Origin of the sequence: Natronomonas gomsonensis, assembly GCF_013391635.1 — an archaeon.
Classification (GTDB): Archaea; Halobacteriota; Halobacteria; order Halobacteriales; family Haloarculaceae; genus Natronomonas; species Natronomonas gomsonensis_A.
On record NZ_JACAWU010000002.1, the window covers coordinates 1668094 to 1694983 of the forward strand.

Consider the following 26890-nt stretch of genomic DNA (forward strand, 5'->3'; position numbering starts at 1 on the left):
GTTGACGATTACTGACAGCGTGTGTCACGCCGCCGACACCGCTCGTCAACCGAGTCTGGCCAGCAGTTCCGCCCCCTCGACGTAGGCGAAGCCGTTGCGGTCGGCGTAGGCCCGGGCCGCCGCCGGCGACAGCGCCCCGCCGGATTCGTCGTCCATCATCTCACAGACGACGACCGCGGGTTCGACATCGGCGGCGTCGGCCAACGCGATGCCGAGTTCGGTGTGGCCCTCGCGGTCTTCGAGGAGGCCCGGCGCGGCCCGAAGGAGGTGGACGTGGCCTGGCGAGCGGAACGATTCGGCGAACCCCTCGGCGTCGGCGGCGACGGACCCTTCGGCCCCGTCCCCGGCGACGGTCGTCGCACGGCGGACCGACCCCGCGGCCGCCCCGAGTTCCGAGATGGTGAGCGCGCGGTCCTCGTCGGTGATGCCGGTGAAGGTGTCGCGGTGGTTGACCGTCAGCGAGAACGACGACCGTTCGTCGTAGGAGAGGTCGTGGCTGGCCGCCGTCGGGTGGTCAATGAGTTCCTGTGCGAAGGGGAGGTCCCAGGCCGAACACACGTCGTCGGCCAAGGCGACACAGACGAGCCCGCCCGCGTCGTTTCGCATGCGGGCGACGGCTTTGGGGGTGACGGCGGCCGCCGGATAGACGAGGTCGACCTCGCCCTCGCGGTCGGCGGCGTCGTGGACGAGCACCGGCTCGCCGGCGGCGAATGCGGCGATGGCCGAATCGACGCCGCGGCGGACGCGCGTGGTGTTACTGCTCTGAGACATGGATGGTGACGTGGTCGTCGTCGTTCAGACCCAGTTCGTCGCGGAGGCGGTCGGGCGCGATGATTTCGAGCTGGTCGGTGCCGTGGTGGGTCCGCTCCGGGGCGATAACGTGGGCAGTCTCGTAGCGGGTGCCGTCGACGGTTTCGACCGTCGCCGGCCAGCAGAACGCCGGCCCGTATGTTCGGTCGTCGTCCTCCCAGCCGTCGATTCCGACGGGGTCGAGAGCGTCCATGCGGGCACGAGCGCGGACGCTCTCGTCGTCCAACTCGACGTTGAGCGTGCCGGCGAACGGTTCGTAGCCGAGTCGGTCGCGGAACTGCTCCATGTACCCCGAAAGGGAGATGTAGTGTCGACCCTCGCCCATCCCGCTCGTGACGACGCCGGAGAGGTCCACGTCGGCGTCGCCCTCGAACAGTCGGCGGTAGTCGGCATACTCCCGCTGGAGGGCCCGCTCGCCGACTTCGGTGACGGCGATGCGCTGGCCGTCGCCGGTCATGTCGCGTTCGATGAATTCGGCGTCTTCGAGCCGCTGGAGTCGCCGGGAGGCGGTCTGGTTCGATGCGTCGAGGCGGTCGGCGAGCGCCGCACACGTCACCGTCGCCCGACCCTCGAGCGCGCCGTCGAGGGCGACGAGCTTCAGCGTCGCCAACTCGTCGTGTCCCACGCGCTCGGTCGTCTGTGACATACCGTCCGGTAGGGAGTATTGCCCCTTAACCGTAACGGAAATGGCATGCGTAACAGAATTGGAACGGTACGCACGCCGAGAGCGGTTTACAGCGTAAACTGCGCATCCAAGACGTAAATACGTGGCGAGGCCGGCGACGGTTGCTGTCAGTCGCTGGTCCCTTTCGCGTAGGAGCCCTCGGTCCAAAAGTCCGAGCCGCCTTTCAGTTCCGGTACCCACGTGTCCTCCTCGCGTGCGAGGAGGGCGACCCGGGAGGCCGGCACGTCGCGGACGACCGGATGGTCGGGCATGTACTCGCCGACCGCTTCGGTGAAGGCGACGACGTCCTCGTGGTCGGGCATCACTTCGCGGTCCAGTCGGTCCCGGGAGTTGCCGACGTGCATGAACGCCTTCATCTCGACGAAGTCGGCGTCGGCGCGGTCGAACATCCCCGCGTACCACTCCGGCGTCTTCATGTTGTAGCCGTTCAGAAGCGTCGTCCGAAGGACCGTCCGGGTTTCGTCCTTCTCGGCGAGTACGTCCAGCGTCTCGATGAGGTTGTCCCAGGCGTCGTCCTCGACGGCTTTGACGACCTCGCCGAACGTCTTCCGGTCGGGGGCGTCGACGCTGACGTACAACTGCGTGGGGTCACACTCCGCCAACACTTCCGGCCGAGTGCCGTTGGAGACGAGAAACGTCGTGATACCGCGGTCGTGGAACGCCTCGATGAGTTCCGGCAGGTAGGGGTACAGCGTCGGTTCGCCGTCCAGCGAGATGGCGACGTGTCGGGGCTCCATCGCCTCCTCGAAGACCTTCTCGGGTACGTCGTCGTTGCCGCCGAAGCCGCTGAGGAGTTTCCGCTGTAGGTCGATGGAGGCGTCGACGACCGCCTCGGGGTCGTCCCACTCCACGTCACCGAGTTCGTAGGCGTGGCCGGCGTGGTCCCGCCAGCAGAACACACACCGCTCGTTGCACTTGACGACCGGCGTCATCTGGATGCAGCGGTGACTCTGGATGCCGTAGAAGTGGTTCTTGTAACAGCGGCCCTCTCCGCGCAGGGCGTTGGCCGTCCACCCGCAGGTCTGGGCGGCGGTGTGGTTCTCCGAGTGATAGTCAGGGTCGCTGACCTGCTTGGGCATACCCGCCCATACAGCGACGAAGGCCTAAAGGCCGTGGTTCGGTCGTGTGTGAAGTCATACCACGACGTTCGATACACGTTTCCACGGGTCGTGATACGTTCGTTCACTGCAGCCGCTCTTTGGTCAGTGTTCACACGAACTCCTAATACAATTTGTATGCTTTCTACAGAACCCTTTTGCGTGGTGATGGAAACGAATAGACATGCTCAGAGGGCTCGATACGTGGGGCGAAAACGACGACGAACCGATGATAATCAAAGCGGCCGGACGCGAGGCGTTCGACGGTGACGTGACCGTCTACGTCGCCGAATCCCTCTCGTCGGAGAGCCACGAGCGGTTCCGCGCCGTCCGCGATGGCTTCGATCGGCTCGAAGCCGCCGAGGTGGTCGACGGCGTCAGCGTCGTGACGTGGCCAACCGAGGTCGACGCGCCGACCGACGGCCCCGAAAACGAGGTCGTCGCCACCTACGACGAGTTCGTCGAGTCGGTCGGCACCGACGCCCTCGAACCGTTCTTCGAGGCCGAAACCGGTGCCGACGACCACGAACGCACCGTCACCATGCCCGACATCTGCATCACGGTTCGCGACGAGGGCGAACTGACGGGTCTCTACCCGAAGCGAGACGGCAGCGCAACCCAGTCGGTCGAGGACTGTCTGGCCGCCCTCGCGATGGGCGACCGCGTCGAGAACGTCGCCTGAATCCCGCCGTTTCGAGCCCCGACGGACCTTTTCGTTCGTTCCGATTGCTCCAGTACGCGCCGACGCACAGCCCACACCGCCGAATTCGAACGTTTATTTCTAATATCGAACAGAGCCTACTCACAACTTCTGAACGTCATTTAGAAACGTTTGAACCGTTATTGCCACTTATTTCTTTAGTTCTTGGTGAAGAACGCTTTTCCATTGGTCGGCTGATGTAGAGATATGCTCAGAGGACTCGATATGGGTGGAAAATCCGGCGGTGAGCCCACGATAATCAGGGTGGCCGACCGGGAGCCACTATCGGCGGAGCTGACCCTCTACGTCCACGAGACCGTTCCGGACGCTGCCTCCGACAGGGTTTCGAGCGCCCTCGATGGGTTCGAACTACTGGAGCAGGCGGGCGTGGTGACCGACCGTCGAGTCGAGACGGTATCTAGGCAGCCGACGGGGAATGAAGCCGACGGGAGCGCACCCGCCGCCGTCTACGACGAGTTCGTCGAGGCAGTCGACTGGGAGTCGTTGGACCCGTTCTTCAAGACGCGGCCCGGTTCCGACGGTGCCGACCGCGTCACGTTCCCGCCGCTCTGTGTCGCCATCCGAGACGCCGGCGAGTTGACCGGACTCTACCCCCGGTGGAACGACGGCACCCACGAGAGCATCGAGGACTGTTTGAACGCGCTGGCTGCTGGCGACCGCGTCGAGAACGTCCGGCCCTGACCGACGGCGCCGTTCGGAAACCCCTTTATCGGCCGCTCGTCAACCGTCGGGTATGTTCCTTGCGTTCCGGGAGTCGGTCGCCACGGCGCTGGAAACGGCGCTCGCGGCCAACGACTACCCAACCGACGACCTCGGTATCGAGGAGCCACCGGAAGACGTCGAGGCGGTCTTCGCCTCCAGCGTCGCCTTCCGACTGGCCGAGCGGGCCGAAGCACCGCCGCCGAAGGTGGCCGCCGAACTCGCCGACGCCATCGACCCCGACGACTACGACTACCTCGACCGCGTCGACGTTCAGGGTCCGTATCTGAACTTCCTGCCAGACGAGTCGTACTTCGCCGACACGCTGGACGCCGGCGGGGACGCCGCCTTCGGCAGACTCCCCGACCGCGACACCTCCGTCGTCGTCGAACACACCTCCGCGAACCCGACCGGGCCTGTCCACGTCGGGCGCGCGCGCAACCCCATCATCGGCGACGCCGTCGCCAACGCCCTCGATTACGCCGGCTACGACGTCGACCGCCACTACTACGTCAACGACGCCGGCCGGCAGATGGCCGTCTTCACCTGGGCCTACGAGCGCTTCGACGAGGATGACCTCCCCGAACCGGCACGGGACCGCGCGGAGTACCGGATGGTTCGCTACTACCGGAAGGGCAACGCCTTCCTCGAAGAAGCCGACCCCGAAGAAGTCGAGGCGGCCGAAGCCGAAATCGAAGCCATCCTCCAGGGGCTGGAAGCCGGCGACGAGGAGACCTACGAGCGCGTCGGCGAAGTCGTCGACACCGTCCTCGGCGGGATGAAGGAGTGTCTCGCCCGCCTCCCCGCGGATTTCGACGAGTTCGTCAAGGAGACCAAGTTCATGCGCGACGGCTCGACCGACGACATAATCGCCCGCCTGAAGGAACTCGACGGCGCCGTCTACGAGGACGACGCGTGGCAACTCACCTTCGACGACATCGAGAAGAACCTCGTCTTCCTCCGAGCCGACGACACCTCGCTGTACACGACCCGCGATTTGGCCCACCACGAGTGGAAGTTCGACAACTACGACCGCGCGGTCACCGTCCTCGGTGAGGACCACAAACTGCAGGCAGAGCAACTCCAAGCGACCCTCGAGCTGCTCGGCAACGACACCGACCGACTGCAGAACGTCATCTACTCCTACGTCAACCTCCCCGAGGGGAAGATGTCGACCCGCCGAGGGACTGGCGTCCAGTTGGACGACCTGCTGGACGAGGCAATCGACCGCGCGCGCGAGGAAGTCGAAGACCGCATGGACGACCGCCTCCGCGACGACGACCTCGACGAAGCCGACGTCGACCGCATCGCCCGACAGGTCGGCATCGGCGCCGTCCGCTACGACATCGTCTCGAAACAGCCGACGAAGGCCATCACCTTCGAGTGGGAGCGCGCACTGGACTTCGAGGCCCAATCGGCCCCTTACGTCCAGTACGTCCACGCGCGCTGTTGTGGGATTCTGAGCGAGGCGCGACGCGCCTCGGAAAGTGCGAGCGGCGACGAGCAGCGAGCAGGCGAAGCCGACGAACTCGAACCGGCTGCCGACACCTCGGTTCTCACCACAGACGCCGAGCGCGACCTCATCCGCTCGCTCGCGCGGTTCCCCGGCGTCGTCGAGTCGGCCGCCTCGGACCTCGAACCCCACCAGGTCGCCACGTACACCCGCGAACTCGCCGACCGGTTCAACGCCTTCTATCGGGAGTGTCCCGTCCTCACCGCCGACGACGCCGAGACCCGTGCCGCACGACTCGCGCTCGTCGCCGCCTCGAAACACGCCGTCGCCAACGCGCTCGATATCTTGGGTGTGGAAGCGCCGGAGTCGATGTAACCCGAAGTTTTTGCGCCGAGCGGTTCGTGCTCCGCGCGAACCCGAGGCGCAAAAACTTCGATGAAAAAGGCCGCCGACTCGCTTCGCTCGTCGCCGTGAACCGCTCGCGCCTCCGGGCGCTCGCGGATACTGCTCTTCTCCTCCAGTTTGGACACGAACAGAGAGTTTCAGACCAGCGGTGCGACCGTCGGCAGGATGCTGCCGCCGACGGCGAGGACGGCGGCTGCCCCGAGACCGAGCGCGAGCAGCAGGAAGATGGCGATCCACGACAGTCGAACCGAACTCTCCTCGCTCTGTGACATAGCGGGATGTGTGCGGAGTGGCCTGATAGGCCTTACTCTCTGCTCCCACAAAGGACGGAGTTTTATTTCCGGGGGCGCAAACCAACTGCAATGAGCGAAAGCGAGGGGGACCCCTCGGACAAACAGAAATACGAGTTTCAGAAGGTAATCGAGGAACTCGACGACTACTCGGGTTCCGGAACCCAGCTCGTCTCCATCTACATCCCCGAAGACAGGCTAATTAGCGACGTGGTCGCCCACGTCACCCAGGAGCACAGCGAAGCGTCCAACATCAAGTCCAAGCAGACCCGAACGGCAGTACAGGACGCCCTCACCAGCATCAAAGACCGTCTGAAGTACTACGATGTCCACCCACCGGAAAACGGGATGGTCATCTTCTCGGGCGCCGTCGACGCCGGCGGCGGCCAGACCGACATGGTCACCGAGGTGCTGGAATCGCCGCCGGACCCCATCGAGTCGTTCCGGTATCACTGTGATTCGCACTTCCTCACCGAGCCGCTGGCAGAGATGCTCGGCGACAAGGGGCTGTACGGCCTCATCGTGTTGGACCGACGGGAGGCCAACGTCGGGTGGCTGAAAGGCAAACGCGTCGAACCCGTCAAATCGGCTTCTTCGCTGGTCCCCGGCAAGCAGCGAAAAGGTGGCCAGTCAGCCCAGCGATTCGCCCGCCTGCGGCTGGAAGCCATCGACAACTTCTATCAGGAAGTCGCCGGCATGGCCGACGACCTCTTCGTCCCCAAGCGCCACGAGATGGACGGCATCCTCGTGGGTGGCCCCTCGCCGACGAAAGACGAGTTCCTCGATGGCGACTACCTCCACCACGAACTGCAGGACATGGTGTTGGGGAAGTTCGACGTCTCCTACACGGACGAATCCGGATTGTACGACCTCGTCGACGCCGCCCAGGACGTGCTGGCCGAAACCGAGGTGATGAAGGACAAATCCGAGATGGAGGAGTTCTTCGAGCAACTCCACGACGGCCAGAAGGCCACCTACGGCTTCGAGGCCACCCGACAGAACCTCATGATGGGTGCCGTCGACCGCCTGCTCATCAGCGAGGACCTCCGAAAGGACGTGGTCGTCTACGAATGCGGCGGCCGCGAGGAATTCGAGGTCGTCAACCGAAAAGCGGGGACGCCGAGTCACACCTGCGAGGACGGAACGGAGGGCGAGGTCCAAGAGCGTGAAGACGTCATCGACCATCTCATGGACCTCGCCGAACAGCGCGGGTCGGATGCGAAGTTCATCTCCACCGACTTCGAGAAGGGCGAGCAACTGCTCACGGCGTTCGGTGGCATCGCCGGCATTCTCCGCTACTCGACGGGCGTCTAAGGCCCGACAGCCGACGCGGACAGCCGTCCCCCATGACTGCCCGCGCGTCGGCCGACTCCCCCCGCCCCGAAGAGAGGGTGCAACCCACCCCCTCGGAGGTTAGCCGTTCGGGTTTATTACGTCACTGCGTGACGCATCCTTCCACAAAGTGAAAACTTATATTTAAGCGTTTCCCTCAATCCAACAGTTGCTGGAGTTGATGCCGGCGCCTGCTGATGTCGAACTCCGGTTGGACGCCACCCTGTGCGTCAAGTCGGTCGAGAACGAGGAGCGGGTCGACGCCCGCGGCTTCGACCGCCGGGAGCAACTCCTGTAACGCCGTCCGGTGAAGCGCCAGCGAGTCGAGCAATCCGATCGCCAGCGCCAGTGGAACCGCCGCTTCGTTGTCGGGGAAGGCACTGGAAATGCGGTCGAACCGTGGGTCGTCACTGGCGCTGTTTGCCGCCACGAGCGTCAGACACTCGGGACACAGCGCCGCACAGTCCGAGGACTCCGGAACGTGTTCGCGATACTCCAGGGGGACGGCGAACGACACCATCCGCGCTCGGCATGCAGGACACTCCATGTTCGACGTAGGAGGAAAGCACAGTAGTGTGTGCCGGTTTACTCGACGTCGGCGGCCAACGCCTCGATTTCCCGCTCGAAAGCGTCTCCGAGTTTCGACGGCTCCGGGAGGAGGTTCTCGTCGGCCGCGATGCCGACTCGGACGCCCCCGTCGTAACTGAAGATGCTGATACCGATGCCCTGGTCGTTGGCCTGTGGCACCCAGAACATCACGTCGGTCACCTCCTTGCCGGCGAACTCGACGGTTTCCGTCGGGCCCGGCACGTTCGTCACCACGCCAGTCGCACGGTTCTCGAACTGCTCCATCAGCCAGTCCAACACGGGGTCCGGCGAATGTCCGCCGATAGACAGCGTCAGGTACATCATGAGCGCCTCAATGCCCGCCTTCTGGGCGTCCATTCGCTCGTGGATGATGCGAATCCGCTCGTTCAGGTCGGCGGTGCCGACCGGAATCGGGACGAAGGCGAGTCCGAAGTAGTTCCCCAGCGAGGCGTCCCGCTCGTCCAACGGCTTGAGGTTGACCGGCACCGTCGTCCGGAGTTCGAGGCCCTCTACCCCCTCACCACGGTCCTGCAGGAGCCGACGGAACGCCCCGGCGAGGGCGGCCAACAGCACGTCGTTGATGGTCGCGTCGTTGGCTCGACCGATGGCACGGACCGTTTCGAGGTCGATTTCTTCGGTCCATCCCGCCCGCTTGGCCGTCCCGATGTCACCGCGAAGTGAGGTCTCGGCCTCGTCCTCTTGCGTCAGCAGGTTCCAGCCGGTCTTGACGGCTTTCCCCGCGAGTCGGGCCGCCTCCAAGGGGCCGTCGGGACCGAGGGAGAGCCCCGACCCGTCCTCGTCGTCCGAGTCGGGGGAGCGACCCGACGACTCGGGGCGCGTCCCGTCGGCCTCATCGGAAAAAGCGTCCGCACTCGGCGGGTCGGGCATGATACCCATCGGCATCTCGACCGAATCGGGGTCGTCGACCAGCCCGAACAGCACGTACATCAGCGCGAAGCCGTCGCCGATGCTGTGATTGATTCGGAACGCGACGGCGTTGCCGTCGTCGCCGCCTGCTCCGTCGATGAGATACGCCTCCCACAGCGGCCGGGACTCCTCGAGGGGATGGCTCATCAGACAACTGACGAAGCGCTGAAACGCCGCCTTGTCCTGTGGTTCGGGAAGCGCGATGTGGGTGATGTGCGTCTCGATGTCGAAGTTCTCGACGGATTCCCAGTAGGGCCGCCGCATCGGACGGTCGGTGCCTGCGACGCGTTGGGTAAACCGGTCGAACCGGAGCAGTCGCTCCTCGAGGCGGTCGGCCAGTTCCTCGTAGGTGATGGCGTCGTCGAACCACAGGACCCCCGTTATCGTCGTCAGGTTGTTCACCGACCCGATACGCCGCCACGCGTTGTCCGCACCCGAAATCGGTTCCCGTTCAGTCATCGCTGCTGCCGAACCCCAACGGTCGTTCCCGCTCGGTTCGTCACTCGTGGGCCGTCGATAGCGAGCCTCGAACGTGTCATCTGAAACGGGCTTCGGAGAGGGAGTCAATGAATCTGCCGCCGAACGTCGGCGTCGCTACCACACTTGAAAATGGAGACGAAAGAGGTTGCGTCAGTCGTCTGCGGTGACCGGTTCGGCCTCGGCTTCGGCCGCTTCGGCGGCCTCCTCGGCCTCGCTTTCTTCCTTCTTCGCCTTGATTTTCTTCATTCGGAAGATTTCCTCACGCTCCTGCTCTTCGAGTTTCTGCTCGATGTACTCCTGGGCACCGTGCAGTTCCGGGAGGAGTTTGAACTCGAGGGCGTTGACACGGCGTTTGGTCTTCTCGATTTCGTCGAGCATCTTCTTCATCGCCGTCTCGACCTCGGCAGCGAGGATAATCGTCTCCAGCAGTTCCTCGTAGGCGTCGGCGGCCTCGTCGATGCGCGCCGACGTGCCGACGAGTCCGTAGCCACGCTGGTCGAGGGATTTCTTCACCTTCGTCGACTCGATTTGGGGGACGACGACGCCCATGATGTTCTTCGACTGAGAGGTGATTTCGGGGTGTTCTTTCAGCGCCGCGGCGGCGCCGCGAACCGCCACGTCGCCCTCCATCGCCCGCGCCATGTTGATGTTTCGCTGGGCACGCTCGTAGTTGTCGTCGAGGTCCGACCGGACGTCCTGTGCCTGATCGAGGATGTCCATGAACTCCATGATGAGGCCGTCTCGCTTCTTCTCGAGGGTGTCGTGGCCCCGCTCGGAGAGTTCGATGCGGTCCTCGATAGCCATGAGGTTCTTCCGCGTCGGTTTGACGTCCTTGGCCATTCTTGTCGAGGGCTTGTGTCCCGACCGGGTTAATCTTTTTCAGTTAGTTCGGGCCGAACCGAGACCGTCCCCGCCTCGGTGTCGATGACCGCGTCAACGAGCGTCGACAGCGCCGACAGGGTCGTCTCGTCGGCCGCCTCGGGGTCGAGATGGTAATGTGCCGTCGCGCCCGCGGCCGCACACCGCTCGCCGAGGGCGTGGAGGAACTGAAACGACCGCTCGCGGTCGGCGTACTGCAGCATCGCCGTCAGCGAGTCGAAACACACCGCCGTGTCCGGCCCCAAGGATTCGGCGATGGCGATTCCCAACCCCGTCAAATCACCCGGCTCGACATCGGTTCCGACGTCGAGTTCCCGAACCGGCGGCGGGTCGGCGTCGCCTTCGGCCAACCGCGTTCGAAGCGCCTCGACGTTCGAACCCGCATACCCGACGAGCAGAACGCGCTCGGACCACCCCGACAGTCCGGTACAGACCGGCGTGACCCCCTCTATTGCAGGTGACTGAACGAGAACCGTCGAGGCGTCTTCGGGCACCCGCTGGAGGAGGCTATCCGACATACCGATCATTCACCCCACCCTGTAAAGAAGTCGTTGACTGATGGAATCAGTCGGCCGTCTGGGCCGCTTCAGTTTCGACGTAGTACTTCTCGATGAGTTCCTCGTCGATACGGTTGAGTTCCTCCTTCGGCAGTTCGCTGAGGAGCTCCCAGCCGAGGTCGAGCGTCTCGTCGATGTCGCGGTTCGTATCGTACCCCTGCTGGACGAACTCCGTCTCGAAGGCGTCCGCGAAGTCGAGGTACTTGTTGTCACGCTCGCTGAGTGCCTCGCGACCGACGATGTTCACGAGGTCACGGAGGTCCTCACCCTCCGCGTAGGCGGCATACAGCTGGTCGGAGACGTCGGCGTGGTCCTCTCGGGTGAGGCCCTCGCCGATACCGTCGTCCATCAGACGCGAGAGGCTGGGCAGGACGTTCACCGGCGGCTCGATACCCTGACTGTTCAAGTCACGGTCGATGTAAATCTGGCCTTCGGTGATGTACCCGGTGAGGTCCGGAATCGGGTGGGTGTCGTCGTCACCCGGCATCGTGAGGATGGGAATCTGGGTGACAGAGCCCTCTCGTCCTTCGATTCGGCCAGCACGCTCGTAGAGTTGAGCCAGGTCCGTGTACATGTATCCGGGGTAGCCACGACGGCCCGGAACCTCCTCACGTGCGGCGCCGATTTCTCGAAGCGCCTCACAGTAGTTGGTCATGTCCGTTAGGATGACGAGCACGTGATACCCCTTGTCGAAGGCGAGATACTCGGCGGTCGTCAGCGCCATCCGTGGCGTGACCGTCCGCTCGACTGCGGGGTCGTCCGCGAGGTTCATGAAGACGACCGACCGCTCGAGTGCGCCCGTGCGCTCGAAGTCGTCCATGAACTCGTTTGCCTCCTCGGCGGTGATGCCCATCGCGCCGAAGATGACTGCGAACTCCGAGCCCTCGTCGTCGTCGCCGCCCTCCTCCTCTTCGGGGACGGTTGCTTGTCGGGCAATCTGGAGTGCGAGGTCGTTGTGCGGCAGCCCGGACCCAGAGAAGATGGGAAGCTTCTGGCCACGGACCAAGGTGTTCATGCCGTCGACGGCGGAGACACCTGTCTGGATGAACTCCTCGGGGTACTCTCGAGCCGTCGGGTTGATTGCGGCGCCGACGATAGGTCGTTCCTCGTTGGGTTCGATTTCCGGACCGCCGTCGATGGGTTCGCCGGAGCCCGACAGCACGCGACCGAGTAGCTCCTCGGTCAGCGGCATCTGTAGGGTCTCGCCGAGGAACCGCACCGACGAGTTGCGGTCGATGCCCGAGGTACCCTCGAACACCTGAATCGCGACGTATTCGGAGGTGCTTTCGAGGACCTGACCGCGTCGCGTCTCACCGCTCGGCGTCTCGATTTCGACGATTTCGTCGTAGCCGACGGGCTCGTCGATTTCGGCGAACACCAGCGGGCCGCTAATCTCCGTGATAGTTTTGTATTCTTTCTGCATTGTCAGTACTTCTCCCGAAGCTGGTCGCTGAGATCGTCTTTCAGCTCGCTGATGTAGACTTCGAAGTCGTCTTGAGTGTTCATGCGGTTCAACTGCGGCACGGCGTCGACGTCGATGATCTCCTCGATGGGAACGCCGGCTTCCAGCGCGTCGAAGGCCTCCTCGCTGAAGTGCTGAATCGCGGTCAGCATGAGGTAGGTCTTCTCGGGCTCACAGTAGGTGTCCACGTCGTGGAAGGCGTTCTGCTGGAGCCACCCCTCGCGGATGTAACGGGCGATCTCGAGCGTGAGCTGCTGGTCTTCCGGCAGGGCGTCCTTCCCGACGAGCTGAACGATTTCCTGCAGTTCGGCCTCCTCGTCGAGGACGTCGACGGCCCACTGCCGCACTTCCGGGAACTCCTCGTGGACGTTCTCCCGCCACCAGGGGTCGAGTTGATCCTTGTACAGCGAGTAGGACTCACTCCAGTTGATAGACGGGAAGTGCCGACGTTCCGCGAGGTCGGCGTCCAGCGCCCAGAAGCACTTCACGATACGCAGCGTGTTCTGGGTGACCGGCTCCGAGAAGTCACCGCCCGGCGGCGAGACGGCGCCGATGACCGAAATCGAGCCCTCGCTACCGTTGATGTTCTGGAACTTGCCGGCCCGCTCGTAGAACTCCGAGAGGCGCGCGGCGAGATAGGCAGGGTAGCCCTCCTCGCCGGGCATCTCCTCGAGTCGCGAGGAGATTTCCCGCATGGCCTCGGCCCACCGCGAGGTGGAGTCGGCCATCAGCGCCACGTCGTAGCCCATGTCGCGGTAGTACTCGGCGATGGTGATGCCCGTGTACACACAGGACTCACGCGCCGCGACGGGCATGTTGGACGTGTTCGCGATGAGACACGTCCGTGACATGAGCGGCTTGCCGGTCTTGGGGTCTTCCAGTTCCGGGAAGTCCTCGATGACTTCCGTCATCTCGTTGCCACGCTCGCCACAGCCGACGTAGACGACGATGTCGGCGTCGGCCCACTTGGCGAGTTGGTGCTGGGTGACCGTCTTCCCGGAGCCGAACGGGCCCGGAATGGCGGCCGTCCCACCCTTCGCGATGGGGAACAGGCCGTCGAGGACGCGCTGACCCGAAACCAGCGGCGTCGTCGGCGTCTCCTTCTCGACGGTGGGGCGCGGTTCGCGGACCGGCCACTCCTGTCGCATCTGAACCTCCTCGCCGTTGTCGAGTTCGACGACCGTCTCGTCGACGGTGAAGTTACCCGACTCGACGGAGGTCACTTCGCCACCCTCATAGCCCGGTGGGACGAGAACCTTGTGGTCGATGCTCTCGGTCTCGGGAACGATACCGACGACGTCGCCGGAGGATACCTCGTCACCCTCCTCGACTTCGGGGTTGAACTCCCAGGTCTTCTCGAGGTCGATACCGGGTGCGTCGACACCGCGGTCGAGGAACGCCCCCATCTGCTCTTCGAGGACGTCCAGCGGACGCTGGACACCGTCGTAGATGCTGTCCAGCATACCGGGTCCGAGGTCGACGGACAGCGGTTCGCCCGTGTTGGCGACCGGTTCGCCGGGGGCGACGTCGGAGGTCTCCTCGTACACCTGGATGGTGGTGATGTTCCCCTCGATTTCGATGACCTCGCCCATCAGGCCTTCTTCGCCGACGTAGACGACGTCGTTCATGCGGGCGTCGAGGTCGACGGCGGTCACGACCGGACCGCTGACGCTCTCGATGACGCCCTCACTCGTGGTTTCGGTTGCAGTAGCTTGGCTCATGTTATTCTTCCATCAGGTCGATGCCGATGGCGCGTTTGATCTGCTGACGCAGATTGCCCGAACCCGTCCCGCCACCCAAGGTGACGACGACCGGTTCGACACTCGTTTCGACTCGCTGTCGAACTGTACGTGAGAGGTCCGCAACGTCTTCGTCGTGCATCACGACGATACCGACGCCTTCGTCGTCGAGTACCTCCTCGACGGCGTCGTCGAGACGCTCGTCTTTCTCGTCGTCGGTGATGCTCTCGAAGCGACGAACGCCGGCCAGTCGGAACCCCGTCGTGAAGTCCGGACTGCCGACGACGGCGATTTCCTGACTCATTGTATCACCAGTTCCTCCTCGATTTCCTCGACGGAGAGACCGGCCTCCCGACCGCGGGCGACGGCACGGATGTTCTCGACCTCGCGCTCCTTGGCGAGGATGTACGAGAGCACCGGACACACCGACAGCGGGTAGCGGTTCGAGAGTTTCCCGGAGTACTCCAGCAGCGCTGCATCGAGGGCGTGTTCGAACTGGATGAGACTGTCGGCGTCCTCCAGTTCCTCGAGGGCCACGTCGAGGTCGTCCCCGTAGGGACCCTCCCGGATGCGGGCGACGAGTTCCTCGTCGTTGCTCGCCAACTGTCGGAGTTCCTCGGGGTCGAACAGTCGACCGCCGTCGATGAAGTACGCGGCGGGGTCGATGTCGGCACCGCTGCGTGCGATACGCAGGCCGTTCCGGAGGTTCCGGAAGTCGATTTCGGCTTCGAGGAACTCACGGACCAACGCCGTCGGGGAATCCGGTTCGGCGTTCGGCAAGTCGTCGAGCAGGTGCCCGTAGAATGCGCGGTCGACCGCGTTCTCCAGCGGCACCAACACGCCGTCGCGCTCGAAGTCGCTGTAGGCGTCTTCGAGCGGCCCGCCGAAGATGGTGGTCTCCAGCAGTTCGATGGCCTCCTCGATGCTCGATGCGTCGACGAGACGGTCGAGCAGGCGCTCGGAGAACTCGCCGGTGCGAATGAGGTCGTCCTCGATGTCGCTCCGGTCGGAGTCCGTGTAGATGCCCCGGATGACCGTCTTGATGTTCCACGCGTCGAACTTCCGGAGATAGCGGGCGATGTAGCCGTACAGACTCCCTTCGGACCACCGCAGCAGGTCCTCGAAGTGCTTCGCGAGGTTCCGGTTCAGCGCGTACTCGACCAAGTCGACGCCCGAGTGCCGTGCACCGAGGGCGTTCATTTCGGTTTCGTACTCCGTCTCCTCCATGAAGCGGGCTATCTCGCCGGGGCCCATCCGGACCAGTTTCCGGTAGTCGTCGTCGCCGAACAGTTTCGCCCGGCGAGCGCGCACTCGTGCCGTGACGTATTCGTAGTTCGAGCTCCCTTCGGTTTTGACGCTCATTCTTCGAAGAGCCGTGCGCTGATATCACGCAGGTTGTCGTCCCAGACCTCTTCGAGGACGGAGTCGAACGTGTTGTTCACGCGAACGCGGGACTCCTCGGCATCGACGACGACGCCGCCGAGACAGTCTATCGGTTCGCCCACGCCGAAGCCATCGTAGTCTTCGACGACCGTCTCGAGCAGTTCCTCGTCGTCGGCACGGCCGTGGACAACGACGGTGTCGGCGTCCTCGAACTCCTCGGCCGCGGCGTCCAGCAACGCCCGCGTCAGTTCTTCGCGTTCGTCACCGTCGATGGCGGCGATCTGTGCTTCTACGTCGTCGCGGACCTCCTCGAGAACCTCGCGGCGAGCCTCGAGGCGCTTCTGTTTGGCCTCGAGTTTCGCACTAGAGAGCTTCTGCTCGCGCTCCTGTTCGATAGTGCGTTCGACGTCGCGTTCGGCCTCCTCTCGGATTTCCTCGGCGTCGCGCTCTGCCTCGGAGACGATCTCCTCGGCACGCTCTTCGCCCTCCGAACGGATGTCCTCCGCACGCGCGCGGGCTTCGTCTCGGATGTCCTCTACGACCGTATCAAGGCTCATTGGTTTAAAAATCGGGTGCGGTTTACAGCGTGAGGAACACGACGACCAGCGCCAGAATGACGAGCGTCTCGGGCAGCACCGTCAGGATGAGCCCGCGACCGAACAGGTCCTCGTTCTCCGCGATGGCACCCATCGCCGCCGCGCCGATACCTCGCTCGGCGATACCCGCACCGAGCGCCGCAAGCCCTACTGCGAGGGCCGCTGCCCCTGTCGCGTCGAGCGCAGGACCGCCTGCTTCTGCTCCACTCTGAAGAACCGGTGCAACACTGCCCAGGACCGTAGCAAGTTCAAACATGGTTTGATTTTCCGTCGGGTGGATTGACTGCTATCCGAACAGACGGATATGTTCGTAGTGAGTTCATAAAACTTCCCAAACGACACGGAGAGCGCCCCTCACTCTCGTGTGAGAACAGTACACAATCTGAACGCTATGCGATGTCTCAGCACGGCGACAGCGGCAGCGACCGAGGCCTCAGTCCTCGGTCGTGTAGGTCCGGTCGTAGCCGAACGGCGTGTACTTCTTGCCGCCGCCCTCGTAGAACTTCCCGAAGAACTCGACGTACTCGAGACGGACCGCCTGCAGGCCCGCGGACGTGATGCCCAGAATCAACACGAGCAGGTGTCCGAGGACGAGCACGACGATACCGAAGATGACGCCGAGGACGAGCATCGCGCCGCCTTCCGCGTTGAGGAGCCCACCGAAGATGACCTCCCCTGCGGCTTCCGCCTCCGCGACTTCGGCAGCCTCCGCGAAGAAGATGAGGTGGAACTCACCATCGTGGAGGTACGCACCGAAGACGAGCAGGTTCACCGCGAGCGCCATGCCGGCCTTCGCCAGCAGGACCGCGGCGATACGCGTATAGGAGACGACGTGCCCGAACGCCTGGGTAATCGACTCCACGAGGCCGATACCGCCCTCGACTTTCAACACCATCGCCAGTCCGACGAGGATGGCGAGGACCTGCAGCGTCAGCGTCCCGACGACCGGCAGCGTCACGAGTTCGATCGGCGCGAAGCCGTTGAACCCGAGCGGTAAGGCGACGCCCTCGGTGATGACCTCGCCCGTCGCGGGGTTGGTCATTCCTTCGGCGGCGAAGACGCTGAACATGAAGTTCGGCTTCGGGCCGAGCGCGGACGTACTGAACACCCACCACCAGACGCCGAGGGTGAGGATAATCCACGACCCGCTCTCCATGAACGCCTCACCGAAGCCGTGTTCGAGGTTGTTGACGAAGTCGAACACGCGGCCCACCACGAGGTGGAACACGCCGGCGATGACGCTGGCCAGCAGCCATGCGTAAGCGTAGTAGATGTAGTGCGGCTGGAGCCCCTTGTGAATCGGTGGGTGGCCGTCCCAGAGGATGCCACCGAGCTGGTGGAGTCCGAAGAACTCCCCGTACAGGATACCGAAGATGGCCGTGAACACACCCGCGTAGATGCCGACGCCACCGAGCGAGCGAATCGCGTCGGATTCGAACCGGCTCATCAGCAGGTAGCCCATCCCGGCGTACAGCAACCCGTAGCCGAGGTCACCGATCATGAACCCGAAGAACAGCGGGAACGTCAGGAACAGGATGAACGTCGGGTCGAGTTCGGAGTACTTCGGTCGGTTGATGACCTCGATGAGCACCTCGAACGGTTTTACCGCACCGGAGTTGTCCTGGACGACCGGCGGTTCGCCACCGCTCATCGCGGTGCCGCCGTCGGCCGCGACCGCCTCGCCGCTTTCGGAGCCGGCCGAACCGGAGCCGCCGACGCTCTCGCGTTCGTGGGCGTGGCCGTCGTCGTCGTACTTCGCCTGTTCGAGTTCCTCGACGTCGACGTGGTCGCCGACGGCCGACTGCAGCGTCTCGGCGAGGTCGGCGTATCGGTCGCTCGGAATCCATCCCTCGGCGACGAAGGCGTTCTCCGTCGTCGCGAAGGTCAGCGGGGCCTCCCGCTTTTGGACCTCGATAGAGAGTTTCTCCTCGGCGGCCAGCAGGAAGCCAGCGACCTCGTGTTTGGTGTCTTCGAGTTCGTTCTCGACGGTTTCGAGCTTCGACTCGACCTTCTGCCGACGGTGTTCGAGGTCGTCGATGTACTTCTCGGGACTCGTCGCCTCGTCGCCGTCGCCCAACTCCGGCACCTCGTATCGGGTGAACGCTGCGCCGACCAGCACGTCCTCGAGGTCGACGTCGGGATAGACGAAGACGGCGACGTAGCCGCTCTCCTCGAACAGTTCGAAGCCGTCGACCTCGTCGGCGTCGATGAGCGTCCGACGGATGGTCTCGGTGTCGCCCTCGCCGACGGTGGCCGTCAGCGAGTCGTAGCCGGCGAGCAAGTCGAGGTCGATACCTAACTCGGCGAAGGGACGTGCTGCGTCGACTTTCTCGTCGATATCCCGCAGTTCGTCCTCCAACTCCGAGCGGCGGTCGTCGAGTTCGTTGACCCGATTCCGGGTCGCCTCGAGTTCCTCGTCGAGTTCGTCGTCCTCGATGATTCGCGTCCGACCGGCGTCCTCCTCGGTGATGTCGAGGATACTCTCCAGCGAGCGGACGGTGACGAGTTTCTCGGCGGCGTCTTCGGCGCCCTCGACTGGGTCACCGGGTTCGAACCCCTCCCAGCCGCCGTCGTACTCGGTGACGTGCAACAGGTTCAGGTCGTGGACGGCCTCGACGGCGTCGTCCATCACGCGCTTGGATCCCGTCACCGAGACCCGACTCATCTGCTTAGGTCTGAGCATTCACCGCCTCCGTGAACAACTCCACGGTGTATTCGACCACCTCGTCGCGCTGTTCGTCGGCGCGCGCTTCGAGGGCCTCGCGGTCGGACTCGCCTTCGGCGAGGAGTTCCTCGCGTTCGGCCTCGATTTCCTCACGCGCCTCGGCGAGTTCCGCCTCCTTGTGGTCGGCGGCGTCCTCGCGGGCTTGCTCGCGAATGCGGTCGGCTTCCTCGCGCGCCTCGGCGATGCGCTCCTCTCGCGCATCCTTCGCGTCGGCGACGATTTCGTCAGCCTCCCGCTCGGCCTCCTTGATTCGGTCAAGAACCTCTGGCCTGGCCATGATTATATCATCGGATGCTTCGGAAAGCGCCTATTTGGTAGTTGCGAAACGGCTTTTCGCGCGGTTCGATGCCAAGTGCACCTTCGGGCGCTCGCGGGCGACGACTACCCGGAAACAGGGGAATTATGACCGAACCGCCCCAACAGGCGGTCAATGGGACTCCTCGAAGACAAAGCGCGTGCGCGGCTCTTCTACAAGTACCTCTCGCAGGTGTACGACACCATCAACCCGTTCATCTGGAACGAGGAGATGCGCGACGAGGCCTTGGAGTGGCTCGACCTCGATGCGGGGGACCGCGTCCTCGACGTTGGCTGTGGCACCGGCTTCGCGACCGAGGGGCTGCTGGGGTACACCGACGACGTGTGGGGACTCGACCAGTCGGCCCACCAACTGGAGAAGGCGTTCGCGAAGTTCGGTAAGCGTGGTGACGTGAAGTTCCACCGCGGCGACGCCGAACGACTCCCCTTCGACGACGACAGTTTCGACGCCTACTGGTCGTCCGGTTCCATCGAGTACTGGCCCGACCCCGTGGCGGCGTTGCGGGAGGCCCGCCGCGTCACCAAACCCGGCCAACCGGTGCTCGTCGTCGGCCCGGACTACCCAAACTCGACACTGTTCCAGAAGCTCGCGGACGTCATCATGCTGTTTTACGACGAAGCGGAGGCCGACAGGATGTTCGCCGAAGCGGGCTTCGAGGAGTTCGAACACCACATCCAACAGCGCGCACCGGGCACCCCGCGGGCGATTACGACCGTCGCCTACGTCCCCGAGGACGACGGGGACGCCCCCGAAACCGAAGAGGAGACGACCGTCGACAGCGACCCGGTGGAAGCAGCCTGAACGGTCGCTGCCTCGACGGCGATTCGCGTCCCGTCGACGTAGAGGCGCACCTCTACGGTCGCACCGACTCCCAACGTCGGCGAATTCGTCCCTGCCACGCGGAGAGCCGCGGATTCGCCGGCACGCCACGTGCCGTGCGTGGCGCTGTTGAACGGGCCCGTCGGCCCGCTTTCGAACCCCCGCGCCGAGAAGAACGGGACCGGCGGCTGTTCGGAGAGCCGTTCGCCGTCGACGAGAATCCGGACCCGAAGCGCCGTGGGGTCGATGGCGTCGCCGCCGAGGTGGGTGACGGTCACTCGGCCGGTGTCGTCGGCCTCCACATCGAAAGCGGCCGTTCGGGCGGGCGTCGATAGTTCCGAGGGGAGTGCCGTCCCGACGGCCGTCGCCGCGAGGACGGTCACCGCGACCAAGAGGACGACTCCGACGACGGGAGCGACGGCGCGGTCAGACATACCGTCCGTGGTTCCGGCTTCCGATAAGAACGTTCGCTACTCGAGGGTCGTCGTGGTGGACAACGACCGGCCGTCGCGGGTTGCGTTGACCGTCACGGTTCCCCGCGGACCGACGGTCCAGACCCGTCCGCCGTCGGTGTTGCCCACCTGTCTGCCGTTCATCTCGACCGTTGCGGCGACCGGTTCACCGCTGGTCTCGTTTAGCACCGTCACGCCGAGCGGGCCGCCGGCGCGGGTCGTGTTGACCCGAAGCAGGAGGTCACCGTCGACGGTTTCGACGGTGTCAGTCGGCACCGCTTCGGGGTCGTTGCGCTGGATTTCCGTGACGATGTTTTCCGAACCGCCGTCGAGGTAGGTCTGAAGGGTCCCGTGTGGGTGGTCGTACTCGAAGCGGTAGAGTCGGGCGCGGTCGGGCCCGAGGAAATCGACCGTCGGCGACCCGTTGTCGGTCACCCACGGGTACAGCGTCTCGACGCGGTCGAGTGCCGGCGAGAGGTCACCGTCGTAGGTGTCGGGGACGCCGATGGACCGCGCCGAGGGGTCGTGCGCCTCGCGGACGTACGTCTGGTCCCCGTTCGTGTCGGTCTCGACCGTCGCGAGCACCGTGGCGTTGTCGCTCACTTCGGTGTGAACGACGAGGGGCCCCTCGCCTTCGAACGCCGACTCGAGGGTGCCTCCGAGCGGGCCTTGGAGGGTGAGCAGCCGAACGCGGTCGGTGTTCAGTTGCGTCTGGACGCCGCTCATTCCGAGGTCGTCGGCGTTGTTTTCGAACCAGCCGACGTTCGATTCCATCGTGGCAGCGCCCCGGTCGACGGCGGCCAGCGTTCGGAACAGCTCCTGGGAGTCGATTGCACCGTTACCGTACTGCCGTATCGCGGTTCGCTGTCGTCGTTCGAGCCGGTCGGTCCGCTCCGAATACCACTCGGCAGCGTTCCGGATGACCATTCGACGTTCGGTGTCCGATTCGGCGTTCCGATACGCCCGCTGGAAATTGACACGCTGGTAGGTCGTCTGGAGTTCGATGGCGTTGTCGCCGACCGCACCTGCAACGTCCAGCGTCGCCGTCGAACTCTCGCTTCGATCGACGGCAGACGGCGACGGTGCCAGATACTCCGCGGTGCCGTTGTCGCCGGTGACAGACATCGTCGACTCACCCACCGTTTGGGCGTGAACGGCGACGCCGGACGCCAAGGCGAGACAGCAGAGGAGGGCGAACACGACGGCACGGGAACCGTTCATAGTCGACCCTCGTCGCCGGCGAGTAAAAATCCAGCCCACTCGACACGGTCGGCTGTACGGAGCGCAGAGCCCTCGAAACGCTTCATCCGCCGCGGAGACGTTTTATCTCGTGATGGAAAGCGTTTTCCCGCGTGGGCGTGCATCGAACCTAATATGCGGTGCCGGGTTCCCGTCCTGCTGTGTGCCCTCCTCGTGACCGCGCTCGTGGTCGGTGCCACACCGGCAGCCGCACAGCCGGCCACGACCGAGGAGACCCGTCTTGAGGCACAACTACAGGACGACGGCGACGCTCGCTGGACCGTCGTCGCGGTCGTTCCGCTGGAGGACGAAGAGGACAGAGAGGAGTTCCAATCCTTCGCCAACGCCTTCGAGAGCGGCGAACGCGACTTCGACCTCGGCGTCGAGACCTTCCGACGCGCCGCCGAAGAGACGTCGGCGGCGACCGGCCGGGAGATGCGGATTCCGCAGGACTCCACCGACCGGAACGCAGTCATCGTCAACGAAACCGAAGACGGAGAAGTCGTCAGCCAGCGCGGTGAGTTCCGGCTATCGTTCACTTGGACATCGTTCGCTCGACAGGACGAGAGCGGAACGCTGTATCTACAGGATTCGTTCAACACCACAAACGGGACGTGGCTCCCGGGACTGAGCGACGGGCAGACGCTCGTGTTGAAATCCCCACCGGGGTACGGCGGCCCGAGCACCTCCCCGATTGCCCCGCGAGACGGTGAACTTCGGTGGGAAGGCCCGCAAACGTTCGAACCGGGGTACTTCGATGTCGTCTACGAGCCCGGAAACGGTGGCCCCGGCAGCACGGACACCGAGACTCCAGTAGGACCGGGCGGAATCCAGCTCTCGACGCTGCTGCTCGTCGGCGCCGTGGTGTTGAGCGCCGCCGCGTTGCTGCTGGGACTGTACCTGCTGTGGCACCGTCGGGACGGTGAAACCGACGGCGGCGTCGAGGCGACACCGTCAGCGACCGACGGCCCCTCGGCGTCGACGGCCACCGAAAGCGACGAAACGGCAGGTGTCGGTGCCAGCACCGACGACGAATCCGCGACCGACGAAGGCGACGAACCCGAGGCCCCAACCGACCCGGAACTCCTCTCCGACGAGGAGCGGGTCGAACAACTGCTCGAACGGAACGGTGGGCGGATGAAGCAGGCCAACATCGTCAAGGAGACCGGCTGGTCGAACGCGAAGGTGTCACAGCTGCTGTCGTCGATGGACGAGGCCGGCCGCATCGAGAAGCTCCGAATCGGCCGGGAAAACCTCATCAGTTTTCCCGACGAACAGCTCGGCGAGTTCGACGACGACGAAGAGTGACCGCCACGTTGTCGGGCGGTTAAACACTGTTCAACGGATTCTTAACCTGTGACAAACGCCGTACGATTCGGAAACGTTTAACCACGGACAGTCGTCATATCCGGTGACTAGCCGCTATGAAAATACTCGTCACCGTCAAAGAGGTGGCCGAGGTCGACGACGAGTTCCAGATTTCGGGACTCGACATCGACGAGGGCTCCCTCGAGTATGATCTCAACGAGTGGGACGACTACGCCGTTGAGGAAGCCGTACAGATTTCGGAGGAGAACGACGACGTGGAGGTCGTCACCGTCACCATCGGCCCCGAACGCGCCGAGGAAACCGTGCGGATGGCGCTGGCGAAAGGCGCAGACCGCGCGCTCCGCGTGTGGGACGACTCCCTCGAAAACGCCCAGTTCCTCGACGTCGAGTCGAAAGCCGACATCCTCGCCGCCGTCGTCGAAGAGGAAGACCCCGACTTCGTCCTCACCGGCGTGCAGGCCGGCGACGACGCCAACGGCGCGACCGGCGTCGCGCTCGCCGACCGCATCGGCTTCGAGTGGGCTGCCGTCGTCAACGCCCTCGACCTCGACATCGAGGGAGGCGTCGCCTCCGTCCACCGCGAACTCGAAGGCGGTATCGAGGAACTCACCGACGTCGAACTCCCGTCCGTGTTGACCATCCAGACCGGTATCAACGAACCACGCTACGCGAGCCTCCGCGGTATCCGGCAGGCTCAGCGCAAACCGCTGGACGTTCACACGCTCGATGACCTTGGCCTCGACGACAGCGTCGTCGAATCGCCGGTCGAGCGCACGTCGATGTACGAACCCGAATCCGAGGGCGACGCCACGCTCTGGGAGGGTAGTGCAGAGGAGACCGCAGGAGAACTGGCTACGTTCCTCCGCGACAAGGGGGTCGTCGAAGGATGACCGTTCTCGCAATTACCGAACACCGCCGCGGCGATGTTCGTGACGTGTCCTACGAACTCGTCACGGCCGGCCGCGAACTGGCAGACGACCTCGGCACCGACCTCGAACTCGCCGTCATCGGCGGCGACGTCGAGGGCTTCGCCGCGGACGTAAACCGCGACGGCGTCGACACTATCTACACCGTCGACGAGGGCGAGGAGTTCAACCACGGCGTCTACACCCAGGCCATCGAGCAGTTGGCCGCCGAGGTCGAGCCGACGGCGCTTCTGATGCCGAACTCGGTCAACGGCCTCGACTACGCGCCGGCGGTCGCCGAGCAACTCGACCTTCCGCTCGTCACCGACGTCGTCGACTTCGAGACGAACGGCAACGTCGAGGTCACCCGCGAACAGTACGGTGGCAAGGTCGAGACGACCTACGACATCGACGCCGACGACTACGCGCTGACCATCCGGCCGGCGGAGTGGCCGAAGGCCGAAGAGGCCGGCGACGCCGCCATCGAGTCCTTCGACGTCGACATCGACGAGGACGCCCTCGGGACGACTGTCAACGGCTTCGAAGAGGTCGGCGGCGGCGACGTCGACATCACCGAGGCTGACGTACTCGTCTCCATCGGCCGCGGTATCGACGAGGAGGAGAACCTCCCGCTCGTCGAGGAACTCGCCGACACCCTCGGCGCGACGCTGTCCTCCTCGCGACCCATCGTCGACAACGGCTGGCTACCGAAGAACCGACAGGTCGGCCAGTCCGGGAAGGTCGTCACCCCCGACGTGTACATCGCCATCGGCATCTCCGGGGCGGTCCAGCACGTCGCCGGCATGAAGGGCGCCGACACCATCGTCGCCATCAACACCGATCCCAACGCACCCATCTACGACATCGCCGACTACGGTATCGTCGACGACCTCTTCGATGTCGTTCCCGAACTCATCGAGGAGTTCGGCGGCGAAGCGCCCGACCTGTAGGCCGGTTTCCGACCCTCGATATCCACATTTTTCGTCCGTATCCGACACGTACTTCCGAGGAACGAACCTACCACTTTTATGGAGTATCTGGAGCGGCGTCGGTCGTTCGTCGAGGACCGGCTCGAGGCTGTCCTCGATTCGACCGAACCCGAGGCGATGACCGACCGCCTCGAACACGTCTCGCTGTCGGGGGGCAAACGGGTCCGCCCGACGGTGACGCTTCTGGCCTTCGAGGCCGCCGGCGGCGAACTGACCGGCGAGGACGGTCGCGGCTCGATGCCGTCCCGAAACGCCGTCGACTTCGCGGTCGGCATCGAGTTGGTCCACAACGCCTCCTTGGTCGTCGACGACATCATCGACGAGTCCGAACTGCGACGGAGCGTCGACAGCGCGTGGGCGGCCTTCGGCCACGGGTCGGCCATCGTCGCCAGCGACGGCCTGCTCGGGGAGGCCTTTGCGCTGTTTTCGGCCGACGAACGCGCCATGCAGGTCGTCAGCGAGTCGATGGTCGAACTCGGCGAGGGCGAGGCGACCGAACTCGTCGCCCAACCGACGAACGAAACCGAGTACATGGAACTCGCCCGCCGGAAGACGGGCGCGCTGTTCCGGGCCGCCGCCGAGTTGGGCGCGGTCGCCGCCGACGCCGACGCCTACACCGTCGAGGCCTTCGGCCAGTACGCCGAGCGGGTCGGCATCGCCTTCCAGATTCGCGACGACGTCCTCGACGCGACGGCCGACGCCGAGGAACTCGGCAAGCCGACCGGCCAAGACGAGGAGATGGCCCGCCCCTCGCTGGTCCAGATTACGGAGATGACGCCCGAGGAGGCGAATCAGCGCGCCCGTGAGGAATCCGACGCGGCACTGGCGGCACTCGAAGCCGCCGACTCCGTCGGCTCGGAGGCGGTCGGGTATCTGGAAGACCTCGCGGAGTTCGTCGTGGTTCGAGAGCGGTAATCCTGTGTCGTAATTAGTCCAGCATCCGCGCGCCGCAGGCGCGCGGTTCACGGCGACGAAACGGCCGAAGGCCGCTGAGTCGCCGCCTTTTTCATCGACGTTTTTCAAGTCGAGCGGGACCTTCGGTCCCGCTGACCGTGCGAACGGCGACTTCGTCGCCGTGAGCAGAGAGAGGTTCGCGCGAAGCGCGAACCCGACGCAGAAAAAGGTCGAAGGAAAACGCGTTTACCCCCGGAACGCGGAGCCTCGCGCATGATAGTTCCGGGCTCCGCCTCACAGGACCTCGCGGCCACACTCTCGGCCGCGTTGGGAGAGCCGCTCGCGGCCGTCGAGTACGAACAGTTCGCCGACGGGGAACGGGTCGTCCGCGTTCCGGACACCGACGACCGTGCGGTCGTCGTCGCCTCGACGGTCTCCGACGGCGCCCACATCGAGTTGCTCCAGTTGCAGGACGCCGCCCGCCAGCAGGCCGAGGAAGTCGTCACCGTCCTGCCGTACATGGGGTATGCACGACAGGACGAGGCGTTCGCCGAGGGCGAACCCGTCTCCGCGCGTGCGATGGCTCGGGCCATCTCGACGGGAACCGACCGCGTACTGACGGTCAATCCCCACGAGAATGCGGTGTGTGACTTCTTCGACGTGCCGTGTCGAGCCGTCGACGCCTCGGGGTTGCTCGCCGACGCCCTGCCGGCGCTTTCTGACCCGCTTTTCCTCTCGCCGGACGAGGGCGCCATCGACCTCGCGAGGACCGTCCGGGACGCCGCGGGTGACGGCGAACTCGACTACTTCGAGAAACACCGCCTCTCGGATACGGAGGTCGAGATGCAGCCGAGCGACGCCGACACGGCCGGTCGTGACGTAGTGTTGGTCGACGACATCGTCGCGACGGGGTCAACGATGAGCACCGCCATCGCGCAGTTGGATGGTCCCGACCGCGTGTTCGTGACCTGCGTCCACCCGATGCTCGCCGCCAGCGCCCGGACGAAACTGGCCCGCGCCGGCGTCGACGGCGTGTTCGGAACGGACACCATCGAGCGTGCGGTGTCGACTGTCAGCGTCGCACCCGCGCTCGCAGAACACCTCTGAGTAGCGGCACGG

Annotated in this window: 28 protein-coding genes; 10 read left to right on the plus strand and 18 right to left on the minus strand. The window is 64.6% G+C overall.

Annotation, left to right across the window (positions count from 1 at the left end; genetic code table 11):
• Positions 1-45: 45 nt before the first annotated feature.
• The 3 genes from ribB to twy1 all read right to left on the minus strand — a co-directional run bounded on the left by ribB (position 46) and on the right by twy1 (position 2574).
• Entirely contained in the window at positions 46-771 is a 726-nt protein-coding gene (gene ribB / locus HWX69_RS17210; RefSeq protein ID WP_178918255.1) for a 3,4-dihydroxy-2-butanone-4-phosphate synthase, read from the minus strand.
• Entirely contained in the window at positions 755-1456 is a 702-nt protein-coding gene (locus HWX69_RS17215) for a DUF120 domain-containing protein (RefSeq protein ID WP_156707825.1), read from the minus strand. Before HWX69_RS17215 ends, ribB begins: the two co-directional genes overlap by 17 nt.
• A 146-nt stretch (positions 1457-1602) precedes the next feature.
• Positions 1603-2574, minus strand: a complete 972-nt coding sequence (gene twy1, locus HWX69_RS17220; protein ID WP_178918256.1) for a 4-demethylwyosine synthase TYW1 — start codon at positions 2572-2574, stop codon at positions 1603-1605.
• Between the two features lie 202 nt (positions 2575-2776).
• Between twy1 and HWX69_RS17225 the strand changes: the two genes are divergently transcribed.
• The 3 genes from HWX69_RS17225 (at position 2777) to argS (ending at position 5840) form a co-directional block, all read left to right on the plus strand.
• Entirely contained in the window at positions 2777-3274 is a 498-nt protein-coding gene (locus tag HWX69_RS17225; protein ID WP_178918257.1) for an HTH domain-containing protein, read from the plus strand.
• A 225-nt stretch (positions 3275-3499) separates the two neighbouring features.
• Positions 3500-3994 (plus strand): HTH domain-containing protein, encoded by a 495-nt coding sequence (locus HWX69_RS17230; protein ID WP_178918258.1) that lies wholly within the window; start codon positions 3500-3502, stop codon positions 3992-3994.
• A 52-nt stretch (positions 3995-4046) separates the two neighbouring features.
• Positions 4047-5840 carry an arginine--tRNA ligase gene (gene argS / locus HWX69_RS17235; RefSeq protein ID WP_178918259.1) on the plus strand — a complete coding sequence of 598 codons (1794 nt, stop codon included), beginning with the start codon at positions 4047-4049 and terminating at the stop codon, positions 5838-5840.
• A gap of 167 nt (positions 5841-6007) precedes the next feature.
• On the opposite strand, the gene HWX69_RS18325 is transcribed toward argS, so the two are convergent.
• The gene (locus tag HWX69_RS18325; protein WP_255453895.1) at positions 6008-6142 is read right to left on the minus strand and encodes a hypothetical protein; all 135 of its coding nucleotides are present in this window, start codon (positions 6140-6142) and stop codon (positions 6008-6010) included.
• A 90-nt stretch (positions 6143-6232) separates the two neighbouring features.
• Between HWX69_RS18325 and prf1 the strand changes: the two genes are divergently transcribed.
• Positions 6233-7474 carry a peptide chain release factor aRF-1 gene (prf1, locus tag HWX69_RS17240; RefSeq protein ID WP_178918260.1) on the plus strand — a complete coding sequence of 414 codons (1242 nt, stop codon included), beginning with the start codon at positions 6233-6235 and terminating at the stop codon, positions 7472-7474.
• 175 nt (positions 7475-7649) lie between these two features.
• Here the strand turns inward: prf1 and HWX69_RS17245 are convergent, their stop codons facing one another.
• The 12 genes from HWX69_RS17245 to ahaH form a co-directional block, all read right to left on the minus strand.
• A complete protein-coding gene (locus HWX69_RS17245) occupies positions 7650-8039 on the minus strand; it encodes a DUF6276 family protein (RefSeq protein WP_178918261.1) in 390 nt (129 codons plus the stop codon).
• Between the two features lie 38 nt (positions 8040-8077).
• The gene (locus HWX69_RS17250; RefSeq protein ID WP_178918262.1) at positions 8078-9466 is read right to left on the minus strand and encodes a WS/DGAT/MGAT family O-acyltransferase; all 1389 of its coding nucleotides are present in this window, start codon (positions 9464-9466) and stop codon (positions 8078-8080) included.
• Positions 9467-9637: 171 nt separating this feature from the next.
• Positions 9638-10327, minus strand: coding sequence for a V-type ATP synthase subunit D (locus tag HWX69_RS17255; RefSeq protein ID WP_178918263.1), 690 nt, complete (start codon positions 10325-10327; stop codon positions 9638-9640).
• Positions 10328-10356: 29 nt separating this feature from the next.
• Complete coding sequence (locus tag HWX69_RS17260; protein ID WP_178918264.1) at positions 10357-10884, minus strand: DUF7504 family protein; 528 nt, start codon at positions 10882-10884, stop codon at positions 10357-10359.
• A 46-nt stretch (positions 10885-10930) separates the two neighbouring features.
• Positions 10931-12346 (minus strand): ATP synthase subunit B, encoded by a 1416-nt coding sequence (locus HWX69_RS17265; protein WP_178918265.1) that lies wholly within the window; start codon positions 12344-12346, stop codon positions 10931-10933.
• 2 nt (positions 12347-12348) lie between these two features.
• Complete coding sequence (locus HWX69_RS17270) at positions 12349-14106, minus strand: ATP synthase subunit A (RefSeq protein ID WP_178918266.1); 1758 nt, start codon at positions 14104-14106, stop codon at positions 12349-12351.
• A 1-nt stretch (position 14107) separates the two neighbouring features.
• The gene (locus HWX69_RS17275) at positions 14108-14428 is read right to left on the minus strand and encodes a V-type ATP synthase subunit F (RefSeq protein WP_178918267.1); all 321 of its coding nucleotides are present in this window, start codon (positions 14426-14428) and stop codon (positions 14108-14110) included.
• Positions 14425-15486 (minus strand): V-type ATP synthase subunit C, encoded by a 1062-nt coding sequence (locus tag HWX69_RS17280; RefSeq protein ID WP_178918268.1) that lies wholly within the window; start codon positions 15484-15486, stop codon positions 14425-14427. Before HWX69_RS17280 ends, HWX69_RS17275 begins: the two co-directional genes overlap by 4 nt.
• A complete protein-coding gene (locus HWX69_RS17285) occupies positions 15483-16064 on the minus strand; it encodes a V-type ATP synthase subunit E (RefSeq protein ID WP_178918269.1) in 582 nt (193 codons plus the stop codon). Before HWX69_RS17285 ends, HWX69_RS17280 begins: the two co-directional genes overlap by 4 nt.
• Before the next feature lie 22 nt (positions 16065-16086).
• Entirely contained in the window at positions 16087-16359 is a 273-nt protein-coding gene (locus tag HWX69_RS17290; protein ID WP_156707810.1) for a F0F1 ATP synthase subunit C, read from the minus strand.
• A gap of 177 nt (positions 16360-16536) precedes the next feature.
• Positions 16537-18786, minus strand: a complete 2250-nt coding sequence (locus HWX69_RS17295; RefSeq protein WP_178918270.1) for a V-type ATP synthase subunit I — start codon at positions 18784-18786, stop codon at positions 16537-16539.
• The gene (ahaH, locus tag HWX69_RS17300; protein WP_156707808.1) at positions 18773-19105 is read right to left on the minus strand and encodes an ATP synthase archaeal subunit H; all 333 of its coding nucleotides are present in this window, start codon (positions 19103-19105) and stop codon (positions 18773-18775) included. Before ahaH ends, HWX69_RS17295 begins: the two co-directional genes overlap by 14 nt.
• A 153-nt stretch (positions 19106-19258) precedes the next feature.
• Here ahaH and HWX69_RS17305 point away from each other — a divergent pair, with 153 nt between their 5' ends.
• Positions 19259-19945, plus strand: a complete 687-nt coding sequence (locus HWX69_RS17305; protein ID WP_178918271.1) for a methyltransferase domain-containing protein — start codon at positions 19259-19261, stop codon at positions 19943-19945.
• Here HWX69_RS17305 and HWX69_RS17310 read toward each other — a convergent pair.
• Positions 19864-20397 (minus strand): type IV pilin domain-containing protein, encoded by a 534-nt coding sequence (locus HWX69_RS17310; protein ID WP_178918272.1) that lies wholly within the window; start codon positions 20395-20397, stop codon positions 19864-19866. The two genes, HWX69_RS17305 and HWX69_RS17310, sit on opposite strands and share 82 nt — an antisense overlap.
• A gap of 36 nt (positions 20398-20433) precedes the next feature.
• The gene (locus HWX69_RS17315; RefSeq protein ID WP_178918273.1) at positions 20434-21636 is read right to left on the minus strand and encodes a DUF7096 domain-containing protein; all 1203 of its coding nucleotides are present in this window, start codon (positions 21634-21636) and stop codon (positions 20434-20436) included.
• 153 nt (positions 21637-21789) lie between these two features.
• On the opposite strand from HWX69_RS17315, the gene HWX69_RS17320 reads away from it, so the two are divergent.
• The 5 genes from HWX69_RS17320 to prs all read left to right on the plus strand — a co-directional run bounded on the left by HWX69_RS17320 (position 21790) and on the right by prs (position 26878).
• Positions 21790-22962 carry a helix-turn-helix transcriptional regulator gene (locus HWX69_RS17320; protein ID WP_178918274.1) on the plus strand — a complete coding sequence of 391 codons (1173 nt, stop codon included), beginning with the start codon at positions 21790-21792 and terminating at the stop codon, positions 22960-22962.
• Positions 22963-23078: 116 nt separating this feature from the next.
• Positions 23079-23873, plus strand: coding sequence for an electron transfer flavoprotein subunit beta/FixA family protein (locus tag HWX69_RS17325; RefSeq protein WP_178918275.1), 795 nt, complete (start codon positions 23079-23081; stop codon positions 23871-23873).
• A complete protein-coding gene (locus tag HWX69_RS17330) occupies positions 23870-24838 on the plus strand; it encodes an electron transfer flavoprotein subunit alpha/FixB family protein (RefSeq protein ID WP_178918276.1) in 969 nt (322 codons plus the stop codon). Before HWX69_RS17325 ends, HWX69_RS17330 begins: the two co-directional genes overlap by 4 nt.
• A 78-nt stretch (positions 24839-24916) precedes the next feature.
• Positions 24917-25792: a polyprenyl synthetase family protein gene (locus HWX69_RS17335; protein WP_178918277.1), complete on the plus strand. Its 876-nt coding sequence runs from the start codon at positions 24917-24919 to the stop codon at positions 25790-25792.
• Positions 25793-26044: 252 nt separating this feature from the next.
• Complete coding sequence (gene prs / locus HWX69_RS17340; RefSeq protein ID WP_178918278.1) at positions 26045-26878, plus strand: ribose-phosphate diphosphokinase; 834 nt, start codon at positions 26045-26047, stop codon at positions 26876-26878.
• The last annotated feature ends 12 nt before the right edge of the window (positions 26879-26890 follow it).